Below are 12,397 nucleotides of genomic sequence, written 5' to 3'. Positions count from 1 at the left end.
AATTAAAGAAGGGTCGTGAATAAAGTGGCCGAACATTCATTTGACGTTAATGAAATAATCAAAGATTTTCCGATTTTAGAACAACAAGTTAATGGCAAACGTTTAGCATATCTTGATTCAACAGCGACAAGCCAAACACCAGTACAAGTTTTAAATGTGTTAGATGATTACTATAAACGCTATAACTCTAACGTTCATAGAGGTGTTCATACGTTGGGTTCATTAGCAACTGACGGTTATGAAAGTGCACGTGAAACAGTTAGACGTTTTATTAATGCTAAATATTTTGAGGAAATCATTTTTACAAGAGGAACTACGGCTTCTATTAATATTGTTGCACATAGTTATGGTGATGCTAATGTCGATGAAGGCGATGAAATTGTTGTTACTGAGATGGAACATCACGCTAATATTGTTCCATGGCAACAGTTAGCTAAACGTAAAAACGCATCATTAAAATTCATCCCTATGACAGAACAAGGTGAATTAAATATCGAGGACATTAAAGCCACAATTAACGACAAAACTAAAATTGTAGCTATTGCCCATGTATCTAACGTTCTAGGTACAATCAATGATGTAAAAACCATAGCCGAAATTGCTCACCAACATGGTGCGGTGATTAGTGTAGATGGTGCTCAAGCAGCTCCTCACATGGCTCTAGATATGCAAGATATTGACGCTGACTTTTATAGCTTTAGTGGGCATAAAATGTTAGGGCCTACAGGTATCGGTGTTTTATATGGCAAACGTGATTTATTAAAAGATATGGAACCCGTCGAGTTTGGTGGAGATATGATTGATTTTGTAAGTAAATATGATGCTACTTGGGCTGATTTACCAACAAAATTTGAAGCTGGTACACCATTAATTGCACAAGCAATTGGTTTAGCTGAAGCAATTCGTTATATTCAACAATTAGGATTCGAAGCAATTCATCAACATGAAAAAGAATTAACAGAATACGCCTACGAACAAATGTCTAATATTGAAGGCTTAGATATTTATGGGCCACCTAAAGATCGACGTGCAGGTGTCATTACGTTTAATCTAACAGACATTCACCCACACGATGTAGCAACAGCAGTTGATACTGAAGGTGTAGCAGTGAGAGCTGGACATCATTGTGCACAACCATTAATGAAATGGTTAGGCGTTTCTTCTACAGCTAGAGCAAGTTTTTATATTTATAATAATAAGCAAGACATCGACCAATTAGTATATGCATTGAAACAAACGAAGGAGTTTTTCTCATATGAATTTTAATAATTTAGATCAACTTTATCGATCTGTAATTATGGATCATTATAAAAATCCTAGAAACAAAGGCGTATTAGATAATGGCTCGATGACTGTTGATATGAATAACCCTACTTGTGGTGATCGTATTCGACTTACATTTGATATAGAAGATGGCGTTATAAATGATGCTAAATTTGAAGGCGAAGGTTGTTCAATTTCTATGTCTAGTGCTTCTATGATGACTGAAGCAGTAAAAGGTCATACGTTAGCTGAAGCTATGCAAATGAGTCAAGAATTTACTAAGATGATGCTAGGTGAAGATTACGAAATTACTGAAGAAATGGGAGACATTGAAGCATTACAAGGTGTTTCTCAATTCCCTGCAAGAATAAAATGTGCCACTTTAGCTTGGAAAGCACTCGAAAAAGGAACAGTCGAAAAAGAAGGTAAGACAGAAGGGACAACAGAAGATTAATAGTTATGTTTCTTAATGACATAACGGGTAAACAATAACTAGATATCAATGATGTTGGCTTTTTACTTTCGATAATCATTGTTATAATATGATGATAATTTTATACTTGTAATCAAAAATCTCGCGCATGACGTTTAAATATATATAAGGAGTGATTGAAATGGCTAAAAAAGCACCTGATGTTGGGGATTATAAATATGGTTTCCACGACGAAGATGTTTCCATTTTCAGATCAGAACGAGGTCTAACTGAAAATATAGTTAGAGAAATTTCTAAAATGAAAGATGAACCAGAATGGATGTTAGATTTCCGTTTGAAAGCTTTAAAATTATTCTATAAAATGCCAATGCCTCAATGGGGTGGCGACTTATCAGAATTAAACTTTGATGATATTACTTATTATGTAAAACCATCAGAACACACTGAGCGTTCATGGGATGAAGTACCTGAAGAAATCAAACGTACATTTGATAAATTAGGTATTCCTGAAGCTGAGCAAAAATATTTAGCAGGTGTTTCTGCACAATATGAATCAGAAGTTGTTTACCATAATTTGGAAAAAGAATTAGAAGAAAAAGGAATTATCTTCAAAGATACTGACAGTGCATTACGTGAAAACGAAGACTTATTCCGTGAATACTTCGCTTCTGTTATTCCAGCTGCAGATAATAAATTTGCGGCGTTAAACTCAGCTGTATGGTCAGGTGGATCATTCATTTACGTTCCTAAAAACGTTAAATTAGATACACCATTACAAGCATACTTCCGTATTAACTCTGAAAATATGGGTCAATTCGAACGTACTTTAATCATTGCTGATGAAGGTGCTTCAGTAAACTACGTTGAAGGTTGTACTGCACCAGTTTATACAACAAGTTCATTACACTCAGCTGTAGTTGAAATTATTGTCCATAAAGATGCACACGTCCGTTATACTACAATTCAAAACTGGGCAAACAATGTTTATAACTTAGTTACTAAACGTACATTTGTTCATGAGAATGGTAATATGGAATGGGTTGATGGTAACTTAGGTTCTAAATTAACTATGAAATACCCTAACTGTGTATTATTAGGTGAAGGTGCGAAAGGTAGTACATTATCTATCGCATTTGCTGGTAAAGGACAAGTACAAGACGCTGGAGCTAAAATGATTCATAAAGCACCAAATACGTCTTCAACAATTGTTTCTAAATCTATTTCTAAAAACGGTGGTAAAGTAATCTATCGTGGTATTGTTCATTTTGGACGTAAAGCTAAAGGTGCACGTTCAAACATTGAATGTGACACATTAATTTTAGATAATGAATCAACTTCAGATACAATCCCTTATAATGAAGTATTTAACGACAATATTTCATTAGAGCACGAAGCTAAAGTATCTAAAGTTTCAGAAGAACAATTATTCTACTTAATGAGTCGTGGTATCTCAGAAGAAGAAGCGACTGAAATGATTGTTATGGGATTCATTGAACCATTCACTAAAGAACTACCAATGGAATATGCGGTAGAAATGAATAGATTAATTAAATTCGAAATGGAAGGCAGTATCGGCTAACTTCCTCTACTAACATCAAGCTATTTTACGTATAGGTATAATAGCTTGGTGTTTTTTTAGTTACTAATTTATGATTTGTTTAAATTTAGTATGAAATTAAATAGCAAATAGAAGTGGATAATAAATTGACTAAACTCTATTTATTGTCCACTTTTTATGATTCATGGTTACTCACAGAAGTTGAATATTATATTAATTAAAGCAGCATATTGTAATAGTTTACAAAAGTTTGTTCAGGGGAATAAATTTATAATTCAATATTTATATAATTATTATGAACGGGGAGCATGCTTCATGATTATAGCTATCATATTTTTAATTTTATTATCATTTTTCTTTTCAGGAAGTGAAACTGCATTAACTGCAGCAAATAGAACAAAATTTCAAGCTGAAGCCAAAAATGGAGATAAAAAATCACAGGGATTATCCCGACTATTAGATAAACCAACTGAATTTATTACTACTATATTGATAGGTAATAATGTTGCAAATATCATTTTACCTACATTAGTAACAATTTTGGCAATTAACATTGGCGTCAATGTGGGTATAGCATCTGCTGTAATTACTGTTGTCATTATTTTGGTATCTGAAGTTATTCCTAAATCAATCGCAGCAACATTTCCAGATAAAATATCAAGATTGGTTTATCCAGTTATTAATATTTTAGTTATTATACTTAAACCAATAACTAAAATATTAAATGCTATTACAGATAGTATTAATAAATTATTGTCAAAAGGACAAAAGGAACAAAGTAAGTATTCTAAAGAAGAAATAAGAACAATGTTAATGATTGCAGGACGTGAGGGTGCATTCAATGAAACAGAACAAAATCGACTCAAAGGTGTACTAGATTTTGAAAACTTAAAGGTCAAAGATGTTGATACGACACCTAGAGTGAATGTCGTTGCATTTCCCAAAACTACGTCATTTGATGAGGCATATGAAACGGTAATGAATGAACCATATACAAGGTATCCAATATATGATGAAGATATAGATGATATTGTAGGCGTATTCCATTCTAAGTATTTATTAGCATGGAGTAAGAAAAAATATGAATCAATCACAAAATTTTCATCAAAACCATTATTCGTGAATGAACATAATAAAGCTGAATGGGTACTTAGAAAAATGACAGTATCAAGAAAGCATTTAGCTATAGTATTAGATGAATTTGGTGGTACTGATGGCATAGTATCTCATGAAGATTTAATAGAGACATTGCTAGGTATGGAAATAGAAGATGAGTTAGATAAAGAGGAAGAAGAAAAGTTAAAGAAACAAACATTTCCAAATAGAAATAGAAAATAATTAGTAAGAGTTGGTGAATCAAATGTGGAATAATAATCAATTAACGAGAACATTACAGATTCAATATCCTATTATTCAAGCTGGTATGGCAGGTAGTACGACCCCATCTTTAGTAGCAACTGTTAGTGAAAAAGGTGGATTAGGAACGATTGGTGCGGGTTATTTTAGCATTGAAAAGTTAGAAAGTGAAATTCAAACAGTTAAATCATTAACAAAACAACCATTTGGTGTGAATCTATTTGTACCTAAAGAAAACACAGGTGTCAACCCAGACCAAATTGAACATATGAATGCATGGTTGAAACCATATAGAAGAGCGTTTCATTTAGAAGAACCTGTGGTTAATATTGAGGAAAGCCAAAAATTTAAAGATGCTGTAAATAAAGTTATTGAATATAAAGTTCCAGTATGTAGCTTTACCTTTGGAATTCCTGATCATCAAATTATCGAGAAACTAAAAGAAAATAATGTAATATTAATTGGTACAGCTACAACAGTAGAAGAAGCTATAGAAAATGAAAAAGCTGGTATGGATATTGTTATAGCCCAAGGTAGTGAAGCGGGAGGACATCGAGGATCATTTTTACGTTTAGGGGATAGTGAAGAGCCAATGATTGGAACGATGTCATTGGTACCTCAAGTTGTTGATCACGTGTCGATACCTGTAGTTGCTGCAGGAGGTATAATGGATGAAAGAGGTCTATTAGCAAGTATTATGTTAGGTGCTCAAGGTGCACAAATGGGTACGGCCTTCTTAACTTCTAATGAAAGCGGAGCTAATGATTTACTAAAAGAAGCCATATTAAATAGTAAAGAAACAGATACCATCGTAACCAATGTGTTTAGCGGTAAAAATGCACGTGGTATTAATAATCAATTCGTTAAAGAAATGAGTCAATATCAAGGTGAAATTCCTGAATATCCAATACAAAATCAACTGACAAATCAAATTCGTAAAACTGCAGTACAGCAAGGCGAAAGTGAATTAACTCATATATGGAGTGGACAATCACCACGTCTAGCTAAAAAACAAAAAGCAGAAGAATTAATGGATCGTATAATTAATCAAATAAACCTAATAGCAAAGAACTTAAAATAAAATATCACTACGATTTTATAAGTCTAGTGACATATACACGTTAAGTTAAGCTAGGTTGTTCTACCGATTATAGCCTGAGACATACATCATTGTCGCAGGCTATTTAATTTTCGATTGTAATTTTATTATGGTACACCAATTAATAAGAATCTGTAAATTTCGTATTGATAAAGTGAATTGCGAATTTATTCTGTGGTATCATAAGTTTGGTGATATAAATGATAAATATAGGTCTAACTGGTTGGGGAGATCATGATACGTTATACGAAGATTTAGAGAGAAAAACCGATAAACTTAAAACATATGCAAGTCACTTTCCAATAGTTGAACTAGATGCATCTTATTATGCAATTCAACCAGAAAGAAATATTCAAAAATGGATAAATGAAACACCAAAACGATTTCAATTTGTAGTTAAAATTCATCAAGCATTAACATTGCATGCAGATTTTAGAGATTTTGCAGAAACACGTCAAGAATTGTTTGATAAGTTTAAAGAAATGTTAAAGCCATTACAAGAAAATGAAAAATTAGCTATGGTTTTGGTGCAATTTCCACCTTGGTTCGATTGTTCAAGTCAAAACATTAAATATATTTTATATGTGAAACAACAATTAAAAGATTTTCCTATATGTGTTGAATTTAGACATCAATCTTGGTTTAATGAAAGATTTAAAGAAGAGACATTAACATTTTTGACTGAACATCAAATTATTCATGCTGTTGTTGATGAACCACAAGTCAAAGATGGAAGTATCCCATTAGTAAATAGAATAACTAGCGATATTGCTTTTGTAAGATATCATGGTAGGAACGTACATGGTTGGACTAAAAAAGATATGACAGATCAAGAATGGCGAGATGTAAGATACTTATATAATTATAATGACCAAGAATTATATGACTTAGCACAAAAGGTTAAAATTTTAGAACAAAAAGCTAAAAAGGTTTATGTTGTTTTTAATAACAATTCAGGTGGTCATGCCGCACAAAATGCAAAAACATATCAAGATATGCTTGACATTGACTATGAAGGTTTAGCACCACAACAATTAAAACTATTTTAAGAGGCGAAACAAGTATGTTATTGACAATTATTTTATTAATTATTATTGGTGGTCTATCTGCTATTATTGGTTCAATTGTAGGTATTGGTGGCGGAATCATTATTGTTCCTACACTTGTCTATTTAGGAGTAGATCATAATATTTTACACGGTATTACTACTCAAATAGCAATAGGTACTTCTTCAGTTATACTTATTGTTACAGGTTTATCATCTTCTTTAGGCTATTTAAAAACTAAACAAGTAGATATTAAAAATGGCTCTATTTTTTTATTTGGTTTATTACCAGGTTCATTATTAGGTTCTTTTTTGAGTCAATTTTTAACATTAAAATCATTTAACCTTTATTTTGGGATATTTATGATATTGGTTGCTATTTTATTAATAGTAAGACACAAAATTAAGCCTTTTAAAGTTTTTAATAAGCCACAATATGAAAAGACCTATATTGATGCAGAAGGTAAAACCTATCATTATAGTGTTCCACCTTTAATAGCATTTGTCGCAACTTTATTCATAGGTATCCTTACTGGACTATTTGGTATTGGTGGTGGTGCATTAATGACTCCGTTAATGTTAATTGTTTTTAGATTTCCACCACATGTTGCTGTTGGTACAAGTATGATGATGATATTTTTCTCAAGTGTAATGAGTTCAATCGGACATATTATACAAGGACATGTTGCTTGGGATTATTCAATAGTATTAATTATTTCAAGTTATATAGGTGCTAAAATAGGTGTTAAGGTAAATCATTCAATCAAGTCTGATACAGTGGTAACATTATTACGTACAGTGATGTTATTAATAGGTGCTTACTTAATCATCAAATCAATTATTTAAATTAATTGTTAATAGCATAATCTACTATAAAAGTTATTACTCGATAGATTACGTATAGACTTATCAAAACAAATAGAAAAGGGGGAAGTACTGTGAAGTTAACTATTTATCATACAAATGATATTCATAGTCATCTTAATGAATATGCACGTATCCAATCTTATATTGCAGAACATCGTTCCCAACTTCAACATCCCTCACTATATTTAGATATAGGTGATCATGTTGATTTATCAGCACCGATTACCCAAGCTACATTAGGTAAAAAGAATATAGAACTTCTTAATGAGGCGCAATGTGATATTGCGACAATTGGAAACAACGAAGGCATGACCATTTCGCATGAAGCCTTACAAAATTTATATACCGATGCTCAATTTAAAGTAATTTGTGCAAATTTATTTGATGAAGAAGGACATTTACCTAACCACATGTCTTCATCTTATATAAAGGAAATCAACGGAGTACGAATTTTATTTGTTGCTGCTACAGCTCCATTTACGCCGTTTTATAGAGCATTAGATTGGGTAGTAACTGATCCATTAGAAGCTATTAAAGATGAAATTAATGATCATAAAGATCAATATGATATTTTGATAGTGATGAGCCACGTTGGTGTGTTCTTTGATGAAAAATTATGTCAGGAAATACCTGAAATAGATTTAATACTTGGAAGTCACACGCATCACTATTTTGAACATGGAGAAATGAATAATGGAGTATTAATGGCTGCAGCAGGTAAATATGGACATTTTTTAGGTGAAGTAAATTTAGATATTGAAGATAAAAAGGTAACTAGTAAGACGGCTTGTTTGCATCCATTAGAACAATTGCCTCAAGTTGAAACAGATTTTGATAGTGAAGGCAAAGCATTAATGAGTAAACCAGTAGTCAACCATCCTATCAAATTAGAAAATAAAACAGATGTTATCACAAAAACGTCTTATTTATTAGCTGAAAGTGTCTATGAATTTACGAATGCAGATTGTACAATTATAAATGCTGGTTTAATAGTTAAAGGACTAGATTCTGACGAAATTACCGAATTTGATATTCATCAAATGTTACCTCATCCTATTAATGTAGTTAGAGTTAAATTAACAGGTGAAGAATTAAAAAAAGTAATTATTAAAAGTCAGAAACAAGAATACATGCATGAACATGCACAAGGTCTTGGATTTCGAGGGGATATCTTTGGAGGATATGTATTATATAACATAGGTTTTATCGAATCAGAAGGTCGCTACTTTATAAATGGAAATGAAATTCAAGATAATCAATCATACGTATTAGGTACAGTTGATATGTACACGTTTGGTAGATATTTTCCAATGTTAAAAGGACTTCCAACAGAATATATTATGCCAGAATTTTTAAGAGATATATTCGAACAAAAGTTACTACAATTTTAAAATAACTGTAGATTAGATTTTATTTTATGATTAATTTCGTTATAATAACATAAAGAGAGATTAAACAGGAGGGTATGCGTTGTTATGGCTACTAAAAATGAGGAAATACTACGAAAACCGGATTGGTTGAAAATTAAGCTGAACACGAACGAGAATTATACTGGCCTTAAGAAAATGATGCGTGAAAAGAATTTACACACTGTTTGCGAAGAAGCAAAGTGTCCAAATATACATGAGTGTTGGGGAGAAAGACGTACAGCTACATTTATGATTTTAGGTGCTGTATGTACACGTGCATGTCGTTTCTGTGCAGTTAAAACTGGTTTACCTAATGAATTAGATTTAAATGAACCAGAACGTGTAGCAGAATCAGTTGAATTAATGAATTTAAAACACGTTGTTATTACAGCAGTTGCACGTGATGATTTACGTGATGCAGGTTCAAACGTTTATGCTGAAACAGTTAGAAAAGTTAGAGCAAGAAACCCATTCACTACAATTGAAATTTTACCTTCAGACATGGGTGGAGATTATGAAGCATTAGAAACATTAATGGCTTCTAAACCTGATATCTTAAATCATAATATTGAAACAGTTCGTCGTTTGACACCAAGAGTTCGTGCTCGTGCAACTTATGATAGAACATTAGAATTCTTACGTCGTTCTAAAGAATTACAGCCAGATATTCCTACAAAATCAAGTTTAATGGTTGGCTTAGGGGAAACAATGGAAGAAATTTATGAAACAATGGATGATTTACGTGCCAATGATGTAGATATTTTAACAATTGGTCAATATTTACAACCATCTCGTAAACATTTAAAAGTTGAAAAATACTACACACCATTAGAATTCGGTAAAATGAGAAAAGTAGCTATGGATAAAGGCTTCAAACATTGTCAAGCTGGACCGTTAGTACGTAGTTCTTACCATGCAGATGAACAAGTTAACGAAGCTGCCAAAGAAAGACAACGTCAAGGTGAAGAGCAATTAAATAGTTAATAATATACAATCTGTAGAGCCACTTTTTTATGAAAATAAATAAAGTGGTTCTTATTTTTACTAAATAGTTTAAAGATTTGAATGAAAATATATAGTGTTGTTAAAATAGCGATATAATATATCGTGAAATAGATTAGGTGAAATTATGATAAAAGTAGAGCAACAGTATTTTGAATTAATAGAAGATTATAGAGATTGTTTTGATGAAGAAATATTCGCAAATAGATACTCTGATATTTTAGATAAATATGACTATGTAGTAGGAGATTTTGGTTATGACCAATTAAGATTAAAAGGTTTCTTTAAGGATACTAATAAAAAAGCAGAAATTAGTAAAAGATTCTCTAGTATACAAGATTATTTATTAGAATATTGTAATTTTGGATGTCCCTATTTTGTAGTTAAACATTTATCAGAAAATGAAGTGAAACAACAAGCAGAAGACTTAACCGTTATTGATCAAGATGATAAATTACATGATGTCAAAATACAACCAACTATCCAAGATACTGAAAAGTGATTTATCAATTTTAATTAATAATAACAAATATAAAAAATCTCCCTTCAAATACATTAACGTACTTGGAGGGAGATTTACTTTTAATTTATATCAAAATTATTATTGAATCACTTCATTAAGGTATTCAATGATTTCATCGCCTTCTTCTTCAGATACACCTAAAATATGAGCGATATAACCTTCTTCTTCAATATCATCAGATCCAATAATACCAAATTTATTAGTTTGCATATTTAATACCAAAGTTTTACCATAATGTCGATCGGTTTGAACGAGCATTAAGTCATATCGACTATGTTCACCAACAAATCCAACAAATTGAACTTGGCTTTGTTCTTCATCATCATATAAATACATATCAATCATTTGTAGAACCCCTTTAAACGAAATATACTACGCCTAAGTATAACGACAAATGAAGTGTACTGCAAAATTATGATATTATAAAGTTAATAAGAGGTGATTAGGAAATGTATTTTGTAGATAAAGATAAACTTTCAGAAAAACTAAATTACTTAAGACAATTAACAGAGGATTATACTCAAAACAAAGATAATCATTATGCTTTTGAAAGAATCGCACAAATGTTAATTGAATCATCAGTAGATATTGGAAATATGATTATTGATGGATTTATTCTAAGAGATCCAGGTAACTATAAAGACGTGATTGATATTTTAGAATTAGAAAATGTTATTTCTAAAGAAACTCAAGAAAATATTAATAAAACTGTAGATGTAAGAAAGCAATTTGCACATAACTATATTCAACTTGATACTAATGAAATTGAACCGTTATTTGATCAAGCAATACCTTACTACAAACAATTTATTGATGAAGTTATTCAATTTTTAAATAATGAAAATGTTCCAATTACTGCATTTGGCAAAGGAGAGAACAAATAGTGAAGCAATACAAGGCATATTTAATAGATTTAGATGGGACGATGTATAAAGGAACTGATGAAATTGATGGTGCAAGTCAATTTATCGATTATTTAAATGAACATCAAATTCCACATCTATATGTAACAAATAATTCTACCAAGACGCCAGATCAAGTTGCAGATAAATTGCATGAAATGAATATCGACGCAACACCTGATGAAATTGTTACATCAGCTTTAGCAACAGCAGATTATATTTCTGAACAATCTCCAGGTGCATCTGTCTATATGTTAGGCGGTGAAGGTCTACATTCTGCATTGACTGAAGCGGGTCTAGTAGTTAAAAATGATGAAAATGTTGATTATGTTGTTATCGGACTTGATGAAAATGTTACTTATGAAAAGCTTGCTATAGCAACACTTGCTGTCAGAAAAGGAGCAACATTTATTTCAACAAATCCTGATGTTTCTATACCAAAAGAAAGAGGTTTCTTACCAGGTAATGGTGCAATTACAAGTGTGGTATCAGTATCTACAGGAGTACAACCACAGTTTATTGGTAAACCAGAAACGATAATTATGAATAAATCTTTAGAACTATTGCAACTTAATAAAGAAGAAGTGGCCATGGTTGGAGACTTGTATGATACAGATATTATGTCTGGTATAAACGTTGGTATCGATACTATTCATGTTCAAACAGGTGTGACTACACTAGAAGAAATTCAGACAAAAGATATTCCACCAACATATTCTTTTAAAGATTTAAATGAAACAATTGTTGAATTAACAAATTAACTTGGTGAGAGGGGCTCAAAGATTGAACAAAATTGTTGTAACACGTCAAATTCCTCAAAAGTTTATAGCACAGTTAGAAGAAATTGCAGAAGTCGAAGTATGGAATGAAGAATTTATACCCATGCCTAGAGAAAAATTCTTATTATCTATCAAAGATGCAACAGCTTGTTTTGTTACTT

At 31.5% G+C, this 12,397-nt stretch carries 13 protein-coding genes and 1 pseudogene; 13 read left to right on the top strand and 1 reads right to left on the bottom strand.

Annotated features, from left to right (window positions below; genetic code table 11):
- Window positions 1-15: 15 nt before the first annotated feature.
- From CD121_RS11115 to CD121_RS11070, 10 genes are all read left to right on the top strand, one after another.
- Window positions 16-1,266 (top strand): cysteine desulfurase, encoded by a 1,251-nt coding sequence (locus CD121_RS11115; RefSeq protein ID WP_176745282.1) that lies wholly within the window; start codon window positions 16-18, stop codon window positions 1,264-1,266.
- On the top strand, window positions 1,256-1,717 hold the full coding sequence (gene sufU / locus CD121_RS11110; protein ID WP_017637467.1) for a Fe-S cluster assembly sulfur transfer protein SufU: 462 nt from the start codon (window positions 1,256-1,258) through the stop codon (window positions 1,715-1,717). Before CD121_RS11115 ends, sufU begins: the two co-directional genes overlap by 11 nt.
- Before the next feature lie 160 nt (window positions 1,718-1,877).
- Window positions 1,878-3,275 (top strand): Fe-S cluster assembly protein SufB, encoded by a 1,398-nt coding sequence (sufB, locus tag CD121_RS11105; protein ID WP_126568296.1) that lies wholly within the window; start codon window positions 1,878-1,880, stop codon window positions 3,273-3,275.
- 294 nt (window positions 3,276-3,569) lie between these two features.
- On the top strand, window positions 3,570-4,592 hold the full coding sequence (locus CD121_RS11100; protein ID WP_017637465.1) for a hemolysin family protein: 1,023 nt from the start codon (window positions 3,570-3,572) through the stop codon (window positions 4,590-4,592).
- Between the two features lie 22 nt (window positions 4,593-4,614).
- Window positions 4,615-5,691, top strand: coding sequence for an NAD(P)H-dependent flavin oxidoreductase (locus CD121_RS11095; RefSeq protein WP_108000395.1), 1,077 nt, complete (start codon window positions 4,615-4,617; stop codon window positions 5,689-5,691).
- A gap of 218 nt (window positions 5,692-5,909) precedes the next feature.
- The gene (locus tag CD121_RS11090) at window positions 5,910-6,758 is read left to right on the top strand and encodes a DUF72 domain-containing protein (protein ID WP_029055607.1); all 849 of its coding nucleotides are present in this window, start codon (window positions 5,910-5,912) and stop codon (window positions 6,756-6,758) included.
- A 14-nt stretch (window positions 6,759-6,772) separates the two neighbouring features.
- A complete protein-coding gene (locus CD121_RS11085; protein ID WP_126568294.1) occupies window positions 6,773-7,600 on the top strand; it encodes a sulfite exporter TauE/SafE family protein in 828 nt (275 codons plus the stop codon).
- Window positions 7,601-7,692: 92 nt separating this feature from the next.
- Complete coding sequence (locus CD121_RS11080) at window positions 7,693-9,012, top strand: bifunctional metallophosphatase/5'-nucleotidase (RefSeq protein WP_070452360.1); 1,320 nt, start codon at window positions 7,693-7,695, stop codon at window positions 9,010-9,012.
- Between the two features lie 84 nt (window positions 9,013-9,096).
- On the top strand, window positions 9,097-10,014 hold the full coding sequence (lipA, locus tag CD121_RS11075) for a lipoyl synthase (RefSeq protein WP_017637461.1): 918 nt from the start codon (window positions 9,097-9,099) through the stop codon (window positions 10,012-10,014).
- A 145-nt stretch (window positions 10,015-10,159) separates the two neighbouring features.
- A complete protein-coding gene (locus CD121_RS11070; protein ID WP_017637460.1) occupies window positions 10,160-10,534 on the top strand; it encodes a YutD family protein in 375 nt (124 codons plus the stop codon).
- Between the two features lie 99 nt (window positions 10,535-10,633).
- On the opposite strand, the gene CD121_RS11065 is transcribed toward CD121_RS11070, so the two are convergent.
- Window positions 10,634-10,900 (bottom strand): DUF3055 domain-containing protein, encoded by a 267-nt coding sequence (locus tag CD121_RS11065; protein ID WP_017637459.1) that lies wholly within the window; start codon window positions 10,898-10,900, stop codon window positions 10,634-10,636.
- Window positions 10,901-11,004: 104 nt separating this feature from the next.
- Between CD121_RS11065 and CD121_RS11060 the strand changes: the two genes are divergently transcribed.
- The 3 genes and pseudogenes from CD121_RS11060 to CD121_RS12475 all read left to right on the top strand — a co-directional run.
- Window positions 11,005-11,439 carry a DUF86 domain-containing protein gene (locus CD121_RS11060; RefSeq protein WP_017637458.1) on the top strand — a complete coding sequence of 145 codons (435 nt, stop codon included), beginning with the start codon at window positions 11,005-11,007 and terminating at the stop codon, window positions 11,437-11,439.
- On the top strand, window positions 11,439-12,218 hold the full coding sequence (nucF, locus tag CD121_RS11055) for a 5' nucleotidase NucF (protein WP_017637457.1): 780 nt from the start codon (window positions 11,439-11,441) through the stop codon (window positions 12,216-12,218). The genes CD121_RS11060 and nucF overlap by 1 nt, the downstream gene beginning before the upstream one ends.
- Before the next feature lie 22 nt (window positions 12,219-12,240).
- Window positions 12,241-12,397, top strand: a pseudogene (locus CD121_RS12475) (D-glycerate dehydrogenase); the annotation flags it as partial.

The sequence above is a fragment of the Staphylococcus pasteuri genome (assembly GCF_003970495.1).
Taxonomy (GTDB): domain Bacteria; phylum Bacillota; class Bacilli; order Staphylococcales; family Staphylococcaceae; genus Staphylococcus; species Staphylococcus pasteuri.
Note: the sequence above shows the minus strand (reverse complement) of the source record. Positions and strands in the feature narration are given on the sequence as shown.

Coding starts and splice junctions, on each gene's coding strand:
- lipA (WP_017637461.1), top strand. CDS start 9,097: ATGGCTACTAAAAATGAGGAAATACTACGAAAACCGGATTGGTTGAAA.
- CD121_RS11090 (WP_029055607.1), top strand. CDS start 5,910: ATGATAAATATAGGTCTAACTGGTTGGGGAGATCATGATACGTTATAC.
- CD121_RS11060 (WP_017637458.1), top strand. CDS start 11,005: ATGTATTTTGTAGATAAAGATAAACTTTCAGAAAAACTAAATTACTTA.
- CD121_RS11095 (WP_108000395.1), top strand. CDS start 4,615: ATGTGGAATAATAATCAATTAACGAGAACATTACAGATTCAATATCCT.
- sufU (WP_017637467.1), top strand. CDS start 1,256: ATGAATTTTAATAATTTAGATCAACTTTATCGATCTGTAATTATGGAT.
- sufB (WP_126568296.1), top strand. CDS start 1,878: ATGGCTAAAAAAGCACCTGATGTTGGGGATTATAAATATGGTTTCCAC.
- CD121_RS11100 (WP_017637465.1), top strand. CDS start 3,570: ATGATTATAGCTATCATATTTTTAATTTTATTATCATTTTTCTTTTCA.
- CD121_RS11085 (WP_126568294.1), top strand. CDS start 6,773: ATGTTATTGACAATTATTTTATTAATTATTATTGGTGGTCTATCTGCT.
- CD121_RS11065 (WP_017637459.1), bottom strand. CDS start 10,900: ATGATTGATATGTATTTATATGATGATGAAGAACAAAGCCAAGTTCAA.
- CD121_RS11070 (WP_017637460.1), top strand. CDS start 10,160: ATGATAAAAGTAGAGCAACAGTATTTTGAATTAATAGAAGATTATAGA.